19 protein-coding genes are annotated in these 18165 nt (G+C 59.1%); 7 read left to right on the forward strand and 12 right to left on the reverse strand.

Features of this window, described 5'->3' with window-relative positions:
• Positions 1–558: a YybH family protein gene (locus ACIX8_RS06195; RefSeq protein ID WP_223295473.1), complete on the reverse strand. Its 558-nt coding sequence runs from the start codon at positions 556–558 to the stop codon at positions 1–3.
• A 181-nt stretch (positions 559–739) separates the two neighbouring features.
• Positions 740–2566, reverse strand: coding sequence for a FecR domain-containing protein (locus ACIX8_RS24395; protein ID WP_014264474.1), 1827 nt, complete (start codon positions 2564–2566; stop codon positions 740–742).
• A gap of 222 nt (positions 2567–2788) precedes the next feature.
• On the opposite strand from ACIX8_RS24395, the gene ACIX8_RS06205 reads away from it, so the two are divergent.
• From ACIX8_RS06205 to ACIX8_RS06215, 3 genes are all read left to right on the forward strand, one after another.
• Positions 2789–4189, forward strand: a complete 1401-nt coding sequence (locus ACIX8_RS06205; protein ID WP_014264475.1) for a dicarboxylate/amino acid:cation symporter — start codon at positions 2789–2791, stop codon at positions 4187–4189.
• A gap of 144 nt (positions 4190–4333) precedes the next feature.
• Positions 4334–5704 carry an alkaline phosphatase family protein gene (locus ACIX8_RS06210; RefSeq protein ID WP_014264476.1) on the forward strand — a complete coding sequence of 457 codons (1371 nt, stop codon included), beginning with the start codon at positions 4334–4336 and terminating at the stop codon, positions 5702–5704.
• A 294-nt stretch (positions 5705–5998) separates the two neighbouring features.
• The gene (locus ACIX8_RS06215) at positions 5999–6304 is read left to right on the forward strand and encodes a hypothetical protein (protein ID WP_014264478.1); all 306 of its coding nucleotides are present in this window, start codon (positions 5999–6001) and stop codon (positions 6302–6304) included.
• 416 nt (positions 6305–6720) lie between these two features.
• Here ACIX8_RS06215 and ACIX8_RS06220 read toward each other — a convergent pair whose 3' ends face one another.
• Together ACIX8_RS06220 and ACIX8_RS24400 are read right to left on the reverse strand one after the other, a co-directional pair.
• Positions 6721–7860 carry an alpha/beta hydrolase gene (locus ACIX8_RS06220; RefSeq protein WP_014264479.1) on the reverse strand — a complete coding sequence of 380 codons (1140 nt, stop codon included), beginning with the start codon at positions 7858–7860 and terminating at the stop codon, positions 6721–6723.
• 51 nt (positions 7861–7911) lie between these two features.
• Entirely contained in the window at positions 7912–8529 is a 618-nt protein-coding gene (locus ACIX8_RS24400; protein ID WP_052310571.1) for a TetR/AcrR family transcriptional regulator, read from the reverse strand.
• Between the two features lie 88 nt (positions 8530–8617).
• Between ACIX8_RS24400 and ACIX8_RS06230 the strand changes: the two genes are divergently transcribed.
• Complete coding sequence (locus tag ACIX8_RS06230) at positions 8618–9511, forward strand: SDR family NAD(P)-dependent oxidoreductase (RefSeq protein WP_014264481.1); 894 nt, start codon at positions 8618–8620, stop codon at positions 9509–9511.
• A gap of 163 nt (positions 9512–9674) precedes the next feature.
• Here the strand turns inward: ACIX8_RS06230 and purB are convergent, their stop codons facing one another.
• Entirely contained in the window at positions 9675–10973 is a 1299-nt protein-coding gene (gene purB / locus ACIX8_RS06235) for an adenylosuccinate lyase (protein WP_014264482.1), read from the reverse strand.
• Positions 10974–11076: 103 nt separating this feature from the next.
• Between purB and ACIX8_RS06240 the strand changes: the two genes are divergently transcribed.
• Together ACIX8_RS06240 and ACIX8_RS06245 are read left to right on the forward strand one after the other, a co-directional pair.
• Positions 11077–11541 carry a MarR family winged helix-turn-helix transcriptional regulator gene (locus ACIX8_RS06240; protein WP_014264483.1) on the forward strand — a complete coding sequence of 155 codons (465 nt, stop codon included), beginning with the start codon at positions 11077–11079 and terminating at the stop codon, positions 11539–11541.
• A complete protein-coding gene (locus ACIX8_RS06245; RefSeq protein ID WP_014264484.1) occupies positions 11538–13367 on the forward strand; it encodes a chloride channel protein in 1830 nt (609 codons plus the stop codon). The genes ACIX8_RS06240 and ACIX8_RS06245 overlap by 4 nt, the downstream gene beginning before the upstream one ends.
• Positions 13368–13403: 36 nt before the next feature.
• On the opposite strand, the gene ACIX8_RS06250 is transcribed toward ACIX8_RS06245, so the two are convergent.
• Positions 13404–13664: a glutaredoxin family protein gene (locus ACIX8_RS06250; RefSeq protein ID WP_044176271.1), complete on the reverse strand. Its 261-nt coding sequence runs from the start codon at positions 13662–13664 to the stop codon at positions 13404–13406.
• Between the two features lie 90 nt (positions 13665–13754).
• Here ACIX8_RS06250 and ACIX8_RS06255 point away from each other — a divergent pair, with 90 nt between their 5' ends.
• Positions 13755–14138 carry a DUF302 domain-containing protein gene (locus ACIX8_RS06255; protein ID WP_044176273.1) on the forward strand — a complete coding sequence of 128 codons (384 nt, stop codon included), beginning with the start codon at positions 13755–13757 and terminating at the stop codon, positions 14136–14138.
• A 10-nt stretch (positions 14139–14148) separates the two neighbouring features.
• Here the strand turns inward: ACIX8_RS06255 and ACIX8_RS06260 are convergent, their stop codons facing one another.
• From ACIX8_RS06260 to ACIX8_RS06285, 6 genes are all read right to left on the reverse strand, one after another.
• Entirely contained in the window at positions 14149–14889 is a 741-nt protein-coding gene (locus ACIX8_RS06260) for a hypothetical protein (RefSeq protein ID WP_014264487.1), read from the reverse strand.
• Between the two features lie 39 nt (positions 14890–14928).
• Positions 14929–15699, reverse strand: a complete 771-nt coding sequence (locus tag ACIX8_RS06265) for an SDR family NAD(P)-dependent oxidoreductase (protein ID WP_014264488.1) — start codon at positions 15697–15699, stop codon at positions 14929–14931.
• Between the two features lie 64 nt (positions 15700–15763).
• Positions 15764–16177: a DUF3175 domain-containing protein gene (locus ACIX8_RS06270; protein ID WP_014264489.1), complete on the reverse strand. Its 414-nt coding sequence runs from the start codon at positions 16175–16177 to the stop codon at positions 15764–15766.
• A complete protein-coding gene (gene tadA / locus ACIX8_RS06275; protein ID WP_014264490.1) occupies positions 16164–16712 on the reverse strand; it encodes a tRNA adenosine(34) deaminase TadA in 549 nt (182 codons plus the stop codon). Before tadA ends, ACIX8_RS06270 begins: the two co-directional genes overlap by 14 nt.
• Positions 16713–16726: 14 nt before the next feature.
• Complete coding sequence (locus ACIX8_RS06280; RefSeq protein WP_014264491.1) at positions 16727–17341, reverse strand: cytochrome P460 family protein; 615 nt, start codon at positions 17339–17341, stop codon at positions 16727–16729.
• 319 nt (positions 17342–17660) lie between these two features.
• Positions 17661–18044, reverse strand: coding sequence for a VOC family protein (locus tag ACIX8_RS06285; RefSeq protein ID WP_014264492.1), 384 nt, complete (start codon positions 18042–18044; stop codon positions 17661–17663).
• Positions 18045–18165: the final 121 nt, after the last annotated feature.

Genomic DNA, 18165 nt, shown 5'->3' on the forward strand with positions numbered 1-18165 from the left:
TCAAGGCGTTGGCAGCTTGCAGCAATCGCCTGCAACGGGAGCATCTTCCGCGCTGGCGTCGAGTGCGACCTTCCATTTCCCAGCGACCTTCTTCCAGAAGGTAATGTAGCGGCCGGAGAGGGTTACCGGCTGGCCCTTGGCGTCATGCGCATGAGCGTCGTAGTGGCCCCAGGTGAAGCCGGTGTCGCCGGAAGGGCCCATCTGAGCGCCTTCGGCGTACCAGGAGAGCTGGTAGGTCTTGGGGTCCCAGTTAGCCGCAGCCGCAATGGCCGTCAGTCCGAGGACGGCGGGTTTTCCATTGTTGAGTGTGACTCCGTCATCAGCAAACCATGAGGCGAAGGCCTTGCCGCCACCCTGGACTACAGAGTCTGAGAACTGGCCTTCCAGCTTGATCAACTCCAGCGTGCTGGGAGATATCGTCGGTGTCGTGACTGGGTTGATTTTGAACTGAGAGCTTAGTGGATCGCCGGGCGCGGGGGCAGTCGCTGCCGGCGTATTTTGCGCAAGCACGCCTGCGGGGAGGAGGAGAGCGGTGGCCAGAAAGAGACGGGTGATCATGGCTCGATGCATGGGGAAATTGTACTTGCGGAAGGGCTGAGAGTGGGCGCTTGCCGTAAGAACGAGAGTGCATCCTTTAGCTACCATTACAGCTAGCTACGATTACACCTGTCGCTGTTGTCGCCTGCTCTCATCCAGTAGAACCCTCATGCGAGGGTTCTACTGGATGGGTGGGTGAGCCCTAGTGATGTCCGCCTCCGCCTCCGCCACCACCACCACCACCACCTCCGCCGCCGTGGCTACCACCACCGCCGCCTCCCCCACCACCACCGCCACCGCCTCCACCTCCGTGGGAACCGCCCCCTCCGCCACCACCACCTCCGTGGTAGCCACTGCCGCCCGAGCGTCCCGCAGATCCGGATCCTCGGGAACCGCTGAAGCCTCCACCATTATGGAAGGATCCACCGCCCGATTGCGCCCTGTCTCCATGGTTGCCAAAGGGTTCATTCACCGTGGTTGTACGGCCTCCCTGCGTGACCTGGCGGGCCATCATGAAGCTTTGCGACTTATGGTCGAAGGTGATGGGTGTTCCAGGGTGCATCCCATGCGGGTCTCTGTTGCCGGAGAACGTATCTCTGGCTACGTGAGCTTCGACATGCGGTGATTCCGCCCGAGCGAGGGGAGGATAGTATGCCTTGCGGAACTCTTTGGGAGGTTCCTCCAATAGCTTGACCTGCGACCTGGGATCGTAGGCGACGCGCTCGATAGAGCCACCTTTTTTGCCGCCCGGTGCGAAGAGTCCGTGCTTCAGATTCAGTGGAGGCTTGCCCGCAACATCGTGCGGATGGATAGGAACATAGCCTGTCTTGTGTCCGCATTTGACCCAGTGCATCGGGGGGTGGTGGTGTCTCTTATCGCCTACTACCCACACGTACCGATTGTTCCGGTAGAGCCAACTGCCGGCGTGGCAGACGGTCCAGTCATAGTCATAATCGTCGTATGTCAGTTCGCTGTCGACGATTGTCGACTGGCCGGTATCGGGATCGTCCTGGATCAGATAGTGCAGCCTGTCGGGAGTGCAGGGAAAGGGGTCTTCGTCCTCCCAGTGCAGCAGAGGAACTGAACCGGTACCAGTGCCATAGGTTTGCAGGGGAGGCGGTCCGGCTTGTTGTGGATCCTGTGGGTCAGCTTGCTGCGGAGCGGGTTGATTGCTCGCTGCCGCCTGGTGGGCCCAGCCGTGAGTCGGCTCCCAGCATGTGCCATAGGGTTCGCAGGGGAAGAAGGTTCCCTTGGCATTCATATCCGCCAGCCCGGGGATCGGAGCGGCCAGCCCTGCATCTTTCATGACGGCAGTGACAGAGGCTGCTCGCGCGGCACGGCGAGTGGCTACCCAGTTATCCCATTCAGAGAAGTTGGAGATGTCCGACCCGTCTGGAACGAGAGGTTGGCTGCCGCGCGAGATGAACGTTTGTCCCTTCGTGCCTTGCACCATCTCTGTGGAACGTCCGAGATGAATATCCGCGTCCTCTTGCGGAGTGACGGACATGGCATCCATATAGCTGTTGATGCGCAGGTAGGCTGCATGGGGATAGCGGATGGTGATGCCGTTGGTAGGAGTACGAAGAAGGAACCATTCTCCCGCAACGATAGGCTTGACGTTCAACGTGGCTGTGCCCGTGAGCAGCGTCATCTCTGTACGAGGCACGCCGCCCGTGGTCTCTAAAAGATCGAGACTCAGCGCGGAGTTCTCGCCCAGATACACGGTGGAGGCATCTTCTAACTCGATCTCGGCACGCCCCTGACCTGTGACGAGGTTGAAGCCGTCCTCCAGCGGGAGGTTGACTGCAGCCTTCTCCCAGACGGCTCCAGTAGCATGTTCGGCATCTTTGCCGCGCGAGATGCGTACGTCGCCCTGAACGAGGCTCAGTCGCACGATCTGCGGATAGGTGGCTGGAGGAGTGGGTGGTGTGGGCGGCGCTTGAGCCTCAGCTTGTATGGGGTTGCCAAAGAGGGCGAATGCGCTGAAGAGGAGGAGAGTCGGCAGATATTTGCAGCGAGCGATGTTCATGAGAGCCCTCCGTGCGGGCTTGCACCATGTTCCCGAAAAAGTACGCCAGAGGATGGCGGACAAAATTCGTTCAGTCGCTGGAAGGCTATGGATAGCCAGCGACTAAACAATATACGTGTGATAACACCCCTTTGGCCCCGAATGTTTCGATTAATTCTTTAACTATTTGAACAGGTACTAACTACGTGCCTATTCCCACCGGTCACTGATATTCTTCGCGGAATGGCAAAAGGATTTTCAAAGAAGGATCTGGTCCTGCTCGGGCCAGGATTGGCGGCTCTGGCGCTCGGAGCGGTGTTGCAGCTTCCTCATGTACATGTGCCGCACGACGTTGCGCTGGGAATGCGTTGGCTCGGTGTAGTCTTGCTGGCGGCATTTGCTGTGCAACGGCGAAGTCTTACGCCCTGGATCTTTGTGGCGATGGTCGCCGGAGCTGAACTCGGCTTCGATGCTCCGCACTTCGCTGTGGGCCTGCGTGTGTTTTCCGATATCTTTCTACGGCTCATCAAGACCATCGTCGCTCCGTTGATCCTTGCGACGCTGGTGGTCGGCATTGCGGGACATGGCGACCTGAAGAGCGTTGGCCGCATGGGCATCAAGGCATTGGTGTACTTCGAAGTCGTTACCACACTGGCGCTGGGGATTGGGCTGCTGGCGATCAACATCACCCGGGCCGGTGTAGGGTTATCGATGTCAGCCGCAACGAAGGCAGTGCAGGTCGTGAGCGCACCGCCTCCCACGCACTGGGATGATTTTCTACTCCATGTTTTTCCTGAGAACATTGCCAAGAGCATTGCCGAAGGACAGATCCTGCAGGTTGCGGTGTTCGCTGTCTTCTTCGGCATTGCGCTGGCGACGTTGAGCGAAGCCAAGCGCGGGCCTGTGCTGCGGCTGTGCGAGAGCCTCAGCGAGGTGATGTTTCGCTTCACGAATGTAGTGATGTACTTTGCTCCGATCGGCGTGGGCGCGGCGATGGCGTATACCGTCGGCAACATGGGGCTGGGCGTACTGGTGAATCTCGGCAAACTATTGCTGACGCTCTACGGCGCGCTGGCTATGTTCGGTGTGCTGGTATTGCTTCCCGCCGCAATGCTCTTCAAGGTGCCGATTGCGAACTTCATCGCCGCAGTCGCCGAGCCGGCCACGATTGCGTTTGCGACCGCAACCAGCGAGGCCGCTTTGCCGCGTGCGATGGAGCAGATGGAGGCGCTCGGAGTTCCGCGACGCATCGTGGCATTTGTCATTCCGGCAGGTTATAGCTTCAACCTCGATGGCTCGACGTTATATCTCGCCGTGGCGAGTATCTTCGTCGCGCAGGCGGCGGGTATCTCCATGTCGATAGGTCAGCAACTACTGATGATGGTAACGCTGGTACTGACAAGCAAAGGTGTTGCGGGAGTTCCGCGAGCGACATTAGTCGTGTTGCTCGCGACGGCCTCGACGTTTCATCTGCCGGTCGAACCGATCTTTGTGATTCTTGGCATCGACGCATTGATGGATATGGCGCGAACGATGGTTAATGTCGTGGGTAACTGTCTAGCTAGTGTTGTGGTGGCGAAGTGGGAGGGTGTGTTCGGTACGGAGCTGCTGGATGAGGTAGTGCTGGAAGGAATAGAGGCGTAGAGATGTCGGCCACACGACATTTGTACTCACCCAAATTCACCTGCTTTTAAATCGCCGTTAATAAGCCGCCGTTAGCATGGCCTCGCATCTGTCTTATTCAGGACGGTCCCAGTCTCCCGGCCGTTCCTCAAGGGGGATTGATCCATGCCTGTTAATCGCAGAAACTTCTTACGTGGAATGGCCGGCGCAGCGTCTGCCGCGGCGCTGGCCGGCACCTTGAACGACTCCGCCAAGGCCCAGACCATTGGCTTGCCTTCGCCTGAAGCTTCGCAGATCGAACACATCATTGTCGTCATGATGGAGAATCGCAGCTTCGACCACCTGCTCGGATGGCTGCCCGGCGCTAACGGCAAACAGGCCGGTCTCTCCTTCGTCGACAGCTTCGGCGAGTCCCACCCCACCACGCAACTCACTACCTACGTCGGCTGCGCGCATCCTGACCCCGACCACTCCTACGCTGGAGGCCGGAGCGAGGTTAACGGCGGTCTGATGGACGGATGGCTCCAAACTACCACCAACGACACCTTCTCGATCGGCTACTACACCGAAGAGCAGCTGTCGTTCTTTGGCGCAATGGCCCGCAACTTCACCACGTGTGACAACTACTTCGCCTCCATCCTTGGGCCCACCTTCCCCAATCGCATCTTCCAGCTTGCAGGACAGACCGATCGCCTCTCGAACACGCTCGATATCTCCACGTTGCCGACGATCTTCGATACGCTTGCTGCTGCAGGCGTCAGTTCCAAATACTACTTCGGCAATGTTCCCTTTCTCGCACTCTGGGGAACCAAATATCTCCCTATCTCCGAGATCTTCGCGCAGTTTCTGCTTGACGCAGCCGCAGGCACTCTGCCCGCCGTCTCCTTCGTCGACCCCAGCTTCACCATTCTTGACGACGGCGAGGGCAACGACGACCATCCGCATGCCGACCTCCGCGCCGGGGAAGCTTTCATGGGTAAGATCTACCGCGCCGTCACCTCCGGACCGAAGTGGGGCAATACCGTCGTCATCTTCAACCGCGACGAGTGGGGTGGCTTTTACGACACGGTTCCTCCCACTCGCGTCAACGCTCCAAACAGTGTGGATACCGATCTGGTCGATGGCAAAGCGCTTCTCGGCTGCCGCGTTCCTGTAGTCGTCGTCTCGCCTTTTACCCAGGGCGCTCCCGCAACCCCGCGAATTGATTCGAACCTCTACGACCACACCTCTGTTCTGAAGCTGATCGAATGGCGCTACAATCTGCCACCGCTCACCAGCCGTGATGCGTCCAACGACATCGCTAACCTTGCCCTTGCGCTCAACTTCACCAGCTCTGGTAAAACTGTTGCTCCCGCTCTGCCGATCATCGTTCCACCCATCCCAACTCCCTGCGGACTCTTCGAGCTTGCCAGCGAGATCGACAATGAGAGCTACGACTTCTTCAAGCTCCTCATCTCCGACCTCGTCGACGACTGGCGGTCGGCCGGCAAATCTGTCCCCGCCGCTTCGTCGAGCTCTACGCTTCGGTCCCTGTAGGAAATTCATCGAATTCGCAAGATTAAGGGCACGGGTTTATCCCGTGCCCTTAACTTTTGTGTCTCAGCAAGCTGTTTGACGGGTGTGGCCCGCACGTACTCGGAATTATTTGGGTGCTCCATTCATGACAGCACTATCGTCATGAGTGGGGTGGCGAGGGAGAAGGAGTGCCAATGTATGGGCATCCGTCGCTGCCCACCCATGCGCAAAGACCGCGCATGAATGGGGCACCCGTCAAGGGTTATTCAGTGCCGCTTTATGATCCACTTCCCTAAGAAGTCTGCGAGGCGAGAAATGAAGTTTCAGCTGGTTTTACAATTTGCAGCGACGGAAATAAGTCAATTCGACGAGCTTGTGGCTTTGGAGGAGAAGCTGATTCAAAATCTCCCGTCGACCTCCTGGGTCGATGGTCACGATTTTGGGGCGGGTGAGTTCAACATCTTCATTTTGACAGATCAACCAAAGGAAGCTTTTGATGCTGCTCGAAAGCTGATAGAGGGCCCCTTTCAGGAACAGGTTCGAGCTGGTTATCGCGAACGGGGCAAAGACGGTTATGCCGTTTTGTGGCCGGAGTATCTTCAAGAGTTTCGAGTGGCGTAGAAGTGTAGATCACTTTCTTCCGGCAAAGAACGGGATGCAGAATCGGGGCTGGATTATTTCGAGGCTAAGTACTATGGATCGAGCATGGGCCGTTGGATGTCGCCGGATTGGGCGAGTAAACCGGAGGCTGTGCAGTACTCGGATCTTGTAATCCACAGTCGCTAAACCTATACGGATATGTAACAACGACCACGGATGGCCTCCGCGTACCCGGAATCATTTAGGTGCTCGATTTATGACAACACCATCGTCATGAATCGAGCACCCGGCCTTTTAGCGGCTCGCTGATTGAAGAGGGGACACCAAAGTCTCAACGAAAAAAAACTACCTGCAAATAGTCCCTCGTCAGAGGAGCTATTTGCAGGTAACTAAGTATTAAATCTTAGGTTCGGCGTAGTCCCCCAAATGCTCAATTACTACCAGCAGTTCGGATAAGGTTGTGCGGTTTGGGTTGCGGGGCTCGTATTCTGGTTCGCGCTGGTGTTTGTGTTGGTGTTTGGGCTTGTGCTCTTGGGGTCGGGGTTCCCGGCGCGAGGAGGCTGCGGGACCGTGGGTGTTGGGCATGGGGTGGGGGTTGGTGTGCCGGTCGAGGGGCGGTCCGGGCCGTGGCGGGGGGCCAGGGAGGGGATTACGCCGAGAGACCGCAGCCAGATGGTGGCGAGGATCGTCCAGTGCTCCTCGGGCTTTCCGGGAGGATGCACACCGAAGCCGTGGCCTCCGGTGGAGTAGAGGTGCATCTCTACAGGGACCTTCGCCTCCTTGAGCGCGCGGTAGTAGATCAGTGAGTTTTCTACGTGCACGCCGTCGTCTTCAGCCTGCAGGAGAAATGTCGGCGGAGTTTTGGCGACAGGCACCAGAGCGGGATCGATTTCAGTAAGGGCTGGTGGGGTTGCTACGTAGGCCGGATAGATGACGAGGCTGAAGTTGGGCCGTGCATCTATCTTCGTGTCGACATCCGCCGCGGCGGGCGTGCTTTCTACATGGGTGTCGTCCCAGTGGGCGCCGAGTGTAACGGCGAGATGCGCTCCGGCGGAGAAGCCCACTACTCCGATGCGGACGGGGTCGATGTGCCAGTCGGAGGCGTGGGCGCGGGTCAGGCGCATGGCCTGCTGGGCGTCTTCGAGATCGGCGGGGTTGTCAGGATAGCGGCCCTTCTCCGGGACGCGGTACTTCACCAGCAGGCAGGTCATGCCGATGGAGTTGAGCCAGTCGCAGGTATCGGTGCCTTCCCCATTCCAGGAGAGACGGGCATAGCCGCCGCCAGGAAAGACGAGCGCTGCCGCGCCTGTGTTCTTCACTCCCGAGGGTGGATAGACGGTGATCGTCGGGTTCGTGACGTTCGTGAGCCGCTCGGTGCGGCGCCCATCGATCAGGGCGTCTTTATCGGTGGTGACGTCGCGTTCAGGATCGGTGGTCTGAGCGGGTTCGGGCGTTGCGTGAGGCCATAAGGGAAGAACGGTCTGCTGGGCGAACGCTGAGGGAGCGGCTGCTAGACCACAGATCGTGAGGCTGCAGGCTGTGAGGCTATAGGCGAAGGCGCGCACGAAAATCTTCATGTGCAAAATAGTACGTCTTTGAGACGTGATGAGGAAACGGTTTCACACAATCTATCGAACGGCACGCTCATCCAGCCCTGCGGGCCGGGCCAGGATGAAGGCTCTTTCCAGCAGTTTGCGGGGAGTCTCACGCTCAGTACCTTTGGCTTGCAACTCGCCTGCGGCGTCCTGTGCGGCAAGGGCGGATCGCACCAGGACGTTCGCCAGAAGCGTGGCGTCTGCCTGTCGTCCGAGCCTTTGTTTCACTACGGGGATCAGTTCTGCCTGCGCCCGCAGATAAAAATCGTACTTCCGCGCGAAGAGCGCCGGCTCGCCATGGATCAGCTTGCGCAGGCTTGCCGCGCGCTGCTTGTTCACTCCGTAGGCGACGAACAAGGCGTGGCAGGTCTCGCGCAACGAGTCCCATATCGGCTCGTCCGCGGGGCGCGCTACAAACGTCTCGCGGAGATAGTCCGCCTGTTGGGCGAACCGTCCTGTAACGACATCATCTTTTGCCGAAAAATAATGGAAGAAGGTGCGGCGCGAGACGTCCGCCGCCGTCGTAATGTCTTCGATCCGAGTCTCCTGGTAACCGCGTTCGAGAAACAGGTCGATGGCTGTATCGATCAGACGTTTCTTTAATGCAGCGCGTTTGCGCTCCCGTAATCCTGGCAATTCTTCAGGCTTCATAGTGCAATTTTGCACTCTTTGACACCTCTCGGCAACGGTAAGAGCCTTGAAGAAGTGGCTAAAACCACGCGAAAGGAAACGAATCGATATGGCAAACCAACGAGTCTGGTTGATTACAGGTTCTTCCCGAGGGCTCGGTCGAGCTTTGGCCGAAGAGGTGCTGTCACACGGCGATCTGCTGGCCGCAACGGCGCGAGATACCCAGCAGCTTGCGCCACTCGTCGAGCAGTATGGCGACAAGGTGCTTCCCCTCGCACTCGATGTACAGGACGCGAAGCAGGTTGAGTCTGCTGTAGGGCTTGCGCACAAACACTTCGGCCGCATCGACAACCTCGTCAACAATGCGGGTTACGGACTTATCGGCGCCTTTGAAGAGATGAGCGAGGAACAGTTCAAGGGGCAGATCGACACTAATTTCTGGGGAGTCATCCATGTCACCCGCGCGGTGCTGCCCCTGATGCGGGTACAGGGTTCGGGCCGCATCTTCCAGGTGACCTCGATCGGTGGCCGTTCTGCCGGTCCGGGGCTGTCCGGATACCACGCCGCTAAATTTGCGGTCGAAGGCTTTAGCGAAGCGCTGGCGCAGGAGGTAGCTCCGCTCGGGATACAGGTCTGCCTGGTTGAACCGGGTGGCTTCCGCACAGACTGGGGCAGTGCTTCCATGGCCTATGCGCCGGAGATGGAGGCTTACAGCGAATCGGTTGGACGGCGTCGTGCGTTCATGCAAAGTGGATACGTCTTCCCTGGCGATCCGGAGAAGGCGGCCCAGGCGATGTTCGAACTCGCAGGACGAGAGCATCTACCGCTGCGGCAGCCTCTCGGCACGGATGCGACGGTCTTTCTGAAGCATGGGTATGAGCAGTCTCTCGCGGAGCTTGCGCAGACCAGCCCGCTGGCGGTGACCACGGATTTCGCGGATGCCGATACTGCGTCGACGCATGGAATTATTGAGAGGCTGAGGGTGTCGGCACAGAAGAAGTAGGTTGGGTGGCGGATGATGTGGTCCGCAAATTCATACAGGCTGAAGGTCCGGCCTGTCGCTTGTTGCGCGATAGACCAGGCCTTCAGCCTGGAAGCAGATTCCCTGCGGGAATGACAGAAAGAAAAGCAACAGCTGGTGCGACGTCAAAGCGGAGGTTGAAGCCTTAATTTTCAGCTAAGACGCGTGCAAAGACCGTGTCGATATTGCTGAGCTGGCGATTGACGTCGAAGGCCGCGGCGAGCTTTTCCGGAGAGAGATGCTTGTTGATCTCGGGGTCCGCCATGATCAACTCACGATAGTTCAGCTCATTCTGCCAGGCGTTCATCGCGTGTGACTGCACGAGGCGATAGGCCTCTTCACGAGTCATACCGGCGGCAGCAAGGTCGATGAGCAACTGGCCGCTGTAGATGAGTCCCCCGGTGGATTCCAGGTTCTTCAACATGCGTGCCGGATAGACGAGCAGCTTCTCGATCAGAGTGGCTGCCTTGTCCAGCAGGTAGTCGGCGATGATCGTTGTATCGGGCAGGATGACGCGCTCGGCAGAGGAGTGCGAGATATCGCGCTCGTGCCAAAGGGCTACGTTCTCCAGAGCTACCTGGGCGTTGCCGCGAACGACGCGCGCAAGGCCGCTGATGTTCTCGCAGGTGATGGGGTTGCGCTTGTGCGGCATCGCACTGGAGCCCTTTTGTCCAGCGGAGAAGAACTCCTCGGCCTCGCGCACCTCGGTGCGTTGCAGATGACGAATCTCGGTGGCGATCTTGTCGAGCGTGGAGCAGAGCACGGCCAGGGTGGTGATGTAGGCCGCATGGCGGTCGCGCTGCAGCACCTGCGTGGAGATCGAGGCATGCTTGAGACCCAGCGAGCGGACGATGTCTTCTTCGTGCTCGGGCTTGAGTTTGCCGAAGGCTCCGACCGCGCCGGAGATCTTGCCTACGCGAAGGTCTTCGGCAGCAGCGTCGAAGCGCTTGAGGTTGCGGCCCATCTCCGAGTACCAGAGCAGCAGCTTCATGCCGAAGGTCGTGGGCTCGGCATGGACGCCGTGTGTGCGGCCGATGGTGGGCGTGTGCTGGAACTCGATGGCCCGCTTGCGCAGGACCTCGCGCAGACGCAGGATGCCGGAACGAATGATCTCAGAGGCCTGGGTGAGGGCCAGCGCCTGTGCCGTGTCGACGACATCGGTAGAGGTGAGTCCGTAGTGCAGCCAGCGGGCTTCGGGGCCGACCGATTCCGCAACCGCCTGTGTGAAGGCCAGGACGTCATGCCGAGTCTCGGCTTCAATCTCGTGGATGCGCTCGACGGTGAAGCTGGAGCGCTCGTGCAGCGCCGTGGCGGCCTCGGCGGGCACCATGCCGGCGCGGACGAGGGTATCGGTTGCGGCCAGTTCAACGCGTAGCCAGTTACGGTACTTATTCTCTTCAGACCATATGCTGGCCATCTGCGGACGGGTATATCGGGCGATCAAGGCGACTCCTGAGGGTATCTTTAGCTCAAAGCTAGTGTACCGAGTCGGAAGAGCAGGACTGGCCATAAATATCGTGAGGCGATATAATCGGAGAGAAATGAACATGAAAAAAGAGAACGCAAGATCGAATGCGATTCCGCACCTAGCCGAACTGGCTGAGTTTCGGTACCAGTTGAGGGCATTTCTCAGCTTCAGCGAGGCGGCTTCGGAGGCCTGCGGAATTGCGGCTCAACAGTACCAGCTTATGCAGGTGATCGCAGCGACGCCTGAAGGCCGTCCGGCGACGATCAGCCATCTGGCTGAACGCATGATTCTGCGCCATAACAGTGCTGTAGAACTCGTAGACCGCGCGGAGAAGGCTGGGATAGTGCGGCGCAGGAACGACGAGCAGGACTTGCGGCGATCGCTGGTGGAGCTTACACCTGAGGGGCAGAAGATATTGCAACAGTTGGTAACGCAGCACGTGCAGTACCTCAAAACGCATGGCGAGGAGATCGTGCGGACGCTTCGCACGCTGCAGCCTGCTTCTCAAGCGGAGAAGCCTACGAACGCGGACGGGGGACGATGACGCAGCCCCTTGGCGGCAAATCGTATGCCAGCAAACTGCGGGATTACTCGGCGGACAGCCGGATCTTGTATGTGAGTGTGCTGGCTGCAGGCCTGGGCTCTGTAAGTGCCGTTGCCGCCTGGGCGCTGCTGGAGATGATCGCGCTCTTTACGAACCTGTTCTACTTCCATCGCTGGAGCTTCGTGGGACACGATCCCTGGCAGAGTGGCGTGCATTGGTGGTCGCCGCTGATGCCTGTGCTGGGTGGTCTGCTCGTCGGATTGATTGCACGGTATCTTTCTCCGCGGGTGCGTGGGCATGGTATGCCCGAGGCCATTGAGACGATCGTCTTCGGCGGGGGCAAGGTACAGCCTCGCGTGGCGATTTTGAAGCCGGTGGCGACGGCTATTGCGATAGGTTCCGGTGGACCGTTCGGAGCGGAAGGGCCGGTGATCATTACGGGTGGTGCGATCGGCTCGGTGTTGGGGCAACTGTTGCCGATGACCGGCTCTGAACGCACCGTGTTGATGGTCGCAGGAGCTTCGGCCGGTATGGCGGCGACGTTCAACTGCCCGATGTCGGCCACCTTGCTGGCAGTGGAGATTCTGCTGTTCGAGTGGAGGCCGCGGTCACTGGTTCCGGTGGCGATTGCCTGTGTTACGGCCAGTGCTGTTCGACGGCTGTTGCTGGGGCCTCAACCGCTTCTGCATATGGCGCCGACGGGCGCGCCGATCTATCACTCTGCCATTCTGTGTGCGCTGATCCTGGGGATCGTCGCGGCGTTTGTAGCTGCCGGGCTGAGTAAGGCCGTTCACTTCAGCGAGGCGATGTTCGCGAAGCTGCCGATTCATTGGATGTGGTGGCCAGCGATTGGCGGCCTGGGTATCGGGCTGGGTGGATTGGTATTTCCAAAGGCGCTGGGTGTGGGGTACAGCACGATCCAGGAGATGATTACGGGCGACACGGCGTGGAAGCTGTTGGCCGGCATCCTGGTGATCAAGAGCCTGATCTGGGTGTTTTCGCTGGGCTCGAATACCGCGGGCAGCATTCTGGCACCGCTGCTGATGATAGGCGGGGCTCTAGGAGCGGTGATGGGGCACTTGGCGCCTGTGATGTCGCAGGGAGCCTGGGTGTTGGTGGGCATGGCGTCGGTTCTGACGGGCGCGATCGGGTGTCCGCTGACCTCGGCGATGCTGGCGCTGGAGTTGACCCACAACGGCGGGCTGATGCTGCCGGTACTGCTTGCGAGCGTGGCGGCCTACGCGGTGAGCGTGCTGGTGATGCCTCGATCGATGTTGACGGAGAGTCTGAGCCAGCGAGGCCTGCATCTGAGCCGCGAGTTTGGCGTCGATCCGCTGGAGACGATGCTGGCCAGCCAGGCGATGCACACGAGCGTCTTTGCGCTAAGCGACGATGCTACCCGAAAGGATGCCTTCGACTGGCTGAGCAAGATGGAAGAGCGGGGTGGGGAAGCGTGGTCCCACTGGCAGAGGGTCTTTCCGCTGGTTGACGCGGAGGAGAGGCTAACGGGGCTGTTGACCCGTTCGCAGATGATGACCGCAGCCAAGCAGGCCGATCTGTCGCAACCGCTGGTGCTGAGCGGATCGACGACGCCGACGACGGTATCCCCGCGCAATACGCTGCGTGAGTGTGCCGTGATGATGGCGGAGACAAAGCTGACGGCGTTTCCCGTGGTCAACGGTGAGGGAAAGCTGGTCGGCATCATCACCATCGATGACCTGCTGAAGGGCCGTAGTGAGCAGGCACGTCGAGAGAGTGATCGAGAGCGTGTGTTGCGGCTGCGGTGGCCCTTTGGCGGACGTGCTGTAGGTCAGAGTGGCAAGTGATAAGTCGTAAGCGTACGGCTTATCTGCCGATCTTTACTACTTGTTGGCGTTCACACCGAAGAGTGCCGACATCTCGTCGTGGAGAAAGCCTTGACCTGGCTTGTAGGGCTGGATCCACTTGCCGTCGAGGACGAACTGGGGGATGCCTCGTTTACCGGTCTGGGCGATTACCTTGTCGGCGGCGCCTGGGGTGGTTTCGATATTGATCTCGGTGTAGGGAATCGAGTGAGTCGCAAGAAAGCGCTTGGCTTCGCGGCAGTCGCGGCACCAGTCAGCGGAATAAACGAGAAGCTCCATAGGGGTATTGTCGCCGATATGGGAGGATGATTGCACGCGGGCGCTTTATCCCGTTGAGTGGTAAAGGGAAACGAGGTGGAGGCTATGTCGATGTCCGAAGGAATTCAAACCTGTGCCAGCAGCCATTCTGTTGACGAAATCGTTGCGCGGCTGGAGACGCTGCTCAAAGAAAAGGGCGTCAAGCTTTTTTGCTGTGTGGACCATTCCGGCGAGGCCAAGGCTGCCGGCCTTGAGATGCCCGCGACGAAGCTGCTGATCTTTGGGAACCCCAAGGGTGGAACGCCTGTGATGCTGGCGGCACCGAGCGCTGCGCTTGACCTTCCGCTCAAGATCCTTGTCTCCGAGACTGGCGAGGGAAGGACACTGCTCTCCTGGAACGATCCTGTCTGGCTACAGCAGCGTCACGGCTTCCCGGATGATCTCGTGCCTAATCTGGCGGCTGCAGGAATATTCGCGAGAAAAGTCGCCGAATGAGCTTCGGCTATTACTGGGTCGCGCCAGGAATATGGAAGTCAACACCTGCGTCGTGATTCGCCTTCTCCGTTGCAGCAAGATCAAGCTGATCGACCGGGATGTCGCGGCGATGTCCATCGCTAACATAGAGGGTCGTTCGGGTCAAAGCGTAGTTGTGAATCTGCTCTGCAGGACGGCCGTCCTTGAAGATGAGGGTGACTGCCTCTTCGTTCTCAGGAGGTGGTGCGGGCAGCGATGGTTGCGGCTCGGCGGATGACTGTTCGGTATAAGGTGACGGAGTTCCCTGATCGATTCCCTGGGGAGCGTATCCGTTGATCGAGTCGTCAGGTGGGTTGGCTGAGGAATCGTAGTCACCGCTATAGGGGGAGTCGAGATAATCGGGATCTACCCAGCCGGAGACGTAGGGAATGCCTGCTCCGTAGTACGGCCTTCGATAGCGGAGGCCAGCAGAATAGCCCGGTCGGCGGTTATAGAAGTTAGGTCGGCTGTAGAAGTTAGGTCTTTGTGTATGAACGACCGGGCTGAGGCTGAGCGGCCTGCTGCCGTTTGAGATTGGGCCTCTGGGAGATCCATAATGACCTGCGGGAGAGGCAAAGCCGCCATGAAAGGCGGGTGCGCTTCGAAAGGCAGGAGCGCTTCTACCAACGCTGCTATGTCCTCCCGAGAACCCACCGCGAGCTCCGGAACGTTGGGCGCATAGAGGGAACGTAACCCCTGCAATAACCAGCGCGAGTGCGGCGAGGCGCTTCATATATCTATTGGACGCCTACAGGCGGAGAAAAGTCACGCTTTATTGTTCGTGATAGTTGCGCATGAGGCCGCCGTCGATGACATAGGTTGAGCCGGTGACGTAAGCTGCGTCGTCGGAGGCGAGGAAGGCGGCCAGGCCGGCGATCTCTTCGGGATTGGCGAGACGGCCCAGGGGGATGTTGGCGAGCAAGGCCTCGAGCTTGGGTTTGTTTGCCAGCAGAGAGGTATTGATCGGTGTATTTACTGCTCCGGGTGCGATGTTGTTTACGGTAATTCCCAGTGGGCCCAGTTCGACGGCGAGGTCCCTCATCAACATGCGCATGGCTCCTTTGGAGGCACAGTACGTCGAGAAGTGGGGAAAGACCATATCTTCATGCACGGAGGAGATGTTGATGACTCGGCCCGGCTTTTTGGCATCGCGTAGTTTGCGGACGAAGGCCTGTGTGAGGAAGAAGGCTCCCTTGAGGTTTACGTTGAGGACTGCATCGTAGTCGGCTTCGGTGACGTCCCAGAAGTCCGCACCCTTCTCGATGCCCGCATTGTTGACGAGGATGTCACAGGATCCCAGTTGCTGCCAGGCTTGTTCGACAAGGTTTGTGCAGTCGGAGAGTACGGAGACATCGGCGCGAACCAGGATGGCCTTGCCGCCTGCGGCAGTGATCTTGTCCGCGGTAGCCTGGGCCTGATCGATGTGGTCGCGATAGTCGACGACGCAGTTCGCGCCTTCTTTTGCAAGGCGTTCTGCGATGGCCTGACCGATGCCTGATCCCGATCCTGTAACGACGGCGACTCTTCCTTGCAGTGTGGGCACGTGTGCTCCTTGGGGTAACGGTCTGTGATGCAGGCAGGATAGCAGCGATGGGTGCTGGGTATTGCTAACGCGAAGGCAATTTCTTTGAGGCGCTCTTCTTCGCTGCTTTTTTCGGAGCTGATTTTTTCGCGGGAGTTTTTTCTTTGCTCTTGGCGATGATTTTGGAGAGGAGTTCCTTGGCTCGTTCCAGCGTGGCTACGCGCTCTTTGGAGAGGTTCTTTCCGGCGCGGTTGATGTAGAAGTTCAACATTCGCATGCCGGAGGCTGGGCCTTTCGGTGAGACGCGTTTGTCGGCGAGCGCTTTGGCGATCTTCGGGGCGCTTTGCAGGAAGAGTTCGTGGTCCGGGTGAGTGGAGTCGGTATCGACCTTGGCGGACCAGCGGCGAGAGGGTGGTGTGGTGGACTTCTTTGCCGGGGACTTTTTGGCTACGGACTTCTTCGCTGCTGACTTCTTTGCGGGAGCTTTACGAGTTGCCATCGGTGTTGGCCTCCGTGAACAAGTCAGATGCGGACTTGTTCGCAGAGGTTTGAGCTGCACGGCGGGCGCGGAAGAAGTTTGTGAGCATCGCGCTGCACTCTTCGGTGAGTATGCTTTCTACAACCTCCACGCGATGGTTGAGTGCGGGGTGGTTCATGACCGAGAGCACGGAGCCGCAGGCCCCGGCTTTGGGATCGCGTGCGGCGAAGACGAGGCGTGCGATGCGGGCGTGCAGGATGGCTCCGGCGCACATCGCGCAGGGTTCAAGCGTGCAGTAGAGAGTGCAGCCGCCCTCCGGGGTGAGGAGGCGGTAGTTGTCGAGCGCGAGGCCCGCGGCGCGGAGGGCGACGATTTCCGCGTGGGCGGTGGGGTCGTTGGTGCGCAGAACCTGGTTGTTGCCGCGGCTAACGATCTCACCGGTGGGTGAGACGATGATCGCGCCTACGGGAACCTCGCCGGCTGCTTCGGCCGCGCGGGCTTCGGCGATGGCGAGTCGCATGAAGGCTTCGTCGTCTGGGAGTGTAGCGGTGGACATCGACTCCCGTTGTACTACTTTGTGGAGTTCGACGCGACTGGAGACGCCATTTCCTTCAGGTAAGCGGGCGAGAGCGTGTTCTTCTGCTTCGCCCGAGGGAGGAGCGTGGGATAGAACTGCACGAAGGTGGTATCGACGGCTCCGTGATTCTCGTGGCAGCTATAGCAGTCGGCAGGTGGGGGAATGAGCTTTGCCAAAGGGGTGTTTCCGTCCTGGTCGTAGAAGGACCACTTGCCGTGGTCTTTGACATGGATTTCGAAGCCCCGGATCTCAGAGGTCTGGGTGTGGCCGCGCTTGTTGATGGACACGGGATTTTCGGAGCCGCGAATTTCGAGGACCATCGTCGTCTTGTCCGGCCAGGTGCCGGTGGTGAGGAAGCTGCGGTAGGCGGTTGGATTGACGAAGACGTTGTTGAAGACGGGATGGGCAGAGGGCTGAGAGGTCGCGGCGTCGTAGGACATGTCGATGCCCGAGGTGAGGAAGATCCACTCGCGATAGTGGATGGGCGCGATCAGGTCGCCGCTTGGGGTGTAGCTGGGGGCATCGGTGGTGGGGGCGGCAGGCTTTTGGGCCTCGCCGAGGAATGCGAGCAACAGCAAGCCCGCGATCGGGATGAAGCGCTTGAGCATGAATGACCTCGATGTCCCTTTTATACGCGGTCAAGCATTTCGAGGTTCCCGCGTGGAATCCTTGACCCTTCGCCGGCCGGGACCTGGAGCAGAATCCCTATCGTGCAGCCGCGATAGATCGCCCCTTCAGGGCTCTATCTTTTCTAGGGCTGTAACCCAGGGTTCCGGCGACACGGCGAGCAAAAAACGCTTGCCAGCCGCCTCCACCCTGGGCTGGGATATGTCGCCCCTTTGGGGCTTGTACTCGTGGCCAGCACTTTTTCTAGGGAAAAGTGCCCTTCAAATGATCGCCACTCGGTACATCTATAGGGATTCTGCTCTATTTATCTTCTGGGTGTTGGGAGAGTGAAAGCAGATTTCCGTCCGGATCGAGGAACCACGCGATCCGGGTTCCTCCCGGCGCTGTCCATATGCCAAGATCGCTCTGGGACATGGGAGGATACCGCTTGAAGGTCACTCCCTGGGCGTGCAGGGCTTGCACTTCTTCCTCGATATCTTTTACGCGCCAACCGAGGATGGTATGCGGAACAGGCGTAAACTCACCGCTTTTGGTGATTCGAATAAACGTTCCATTTGACTCTACGACCAGAGCGAACGGGTCGTCGCTTACAAAGCGCAGCCCCAGGACACCTTCGTAGAAGGCACGTGCCCGCACGGCATCGACGGTTGGGATAAAACCCATCACTTCGCTGTTAGAGATCATGATTCTTCCTCTCCTGTTCGCTTCTGTCGTTGGTCGACAAGGCGATCATAGTCCAGCCCTTTCAAGGTCTTTGAAGTGGACGGCAAATCGAAGAGATAGCTCGCCGGGAGTAGTATCGACT

It is taken from the genome of Granulicella mallensis MP5ACTX8 (assembly GCF_000178955.2).
Taxonomy (GTDB): Bacteria; Acidobacteriota; Terriglobia; order Terriglobales; family Acidobacteriaceae; genus Granulicella; species Granulicella mallensis.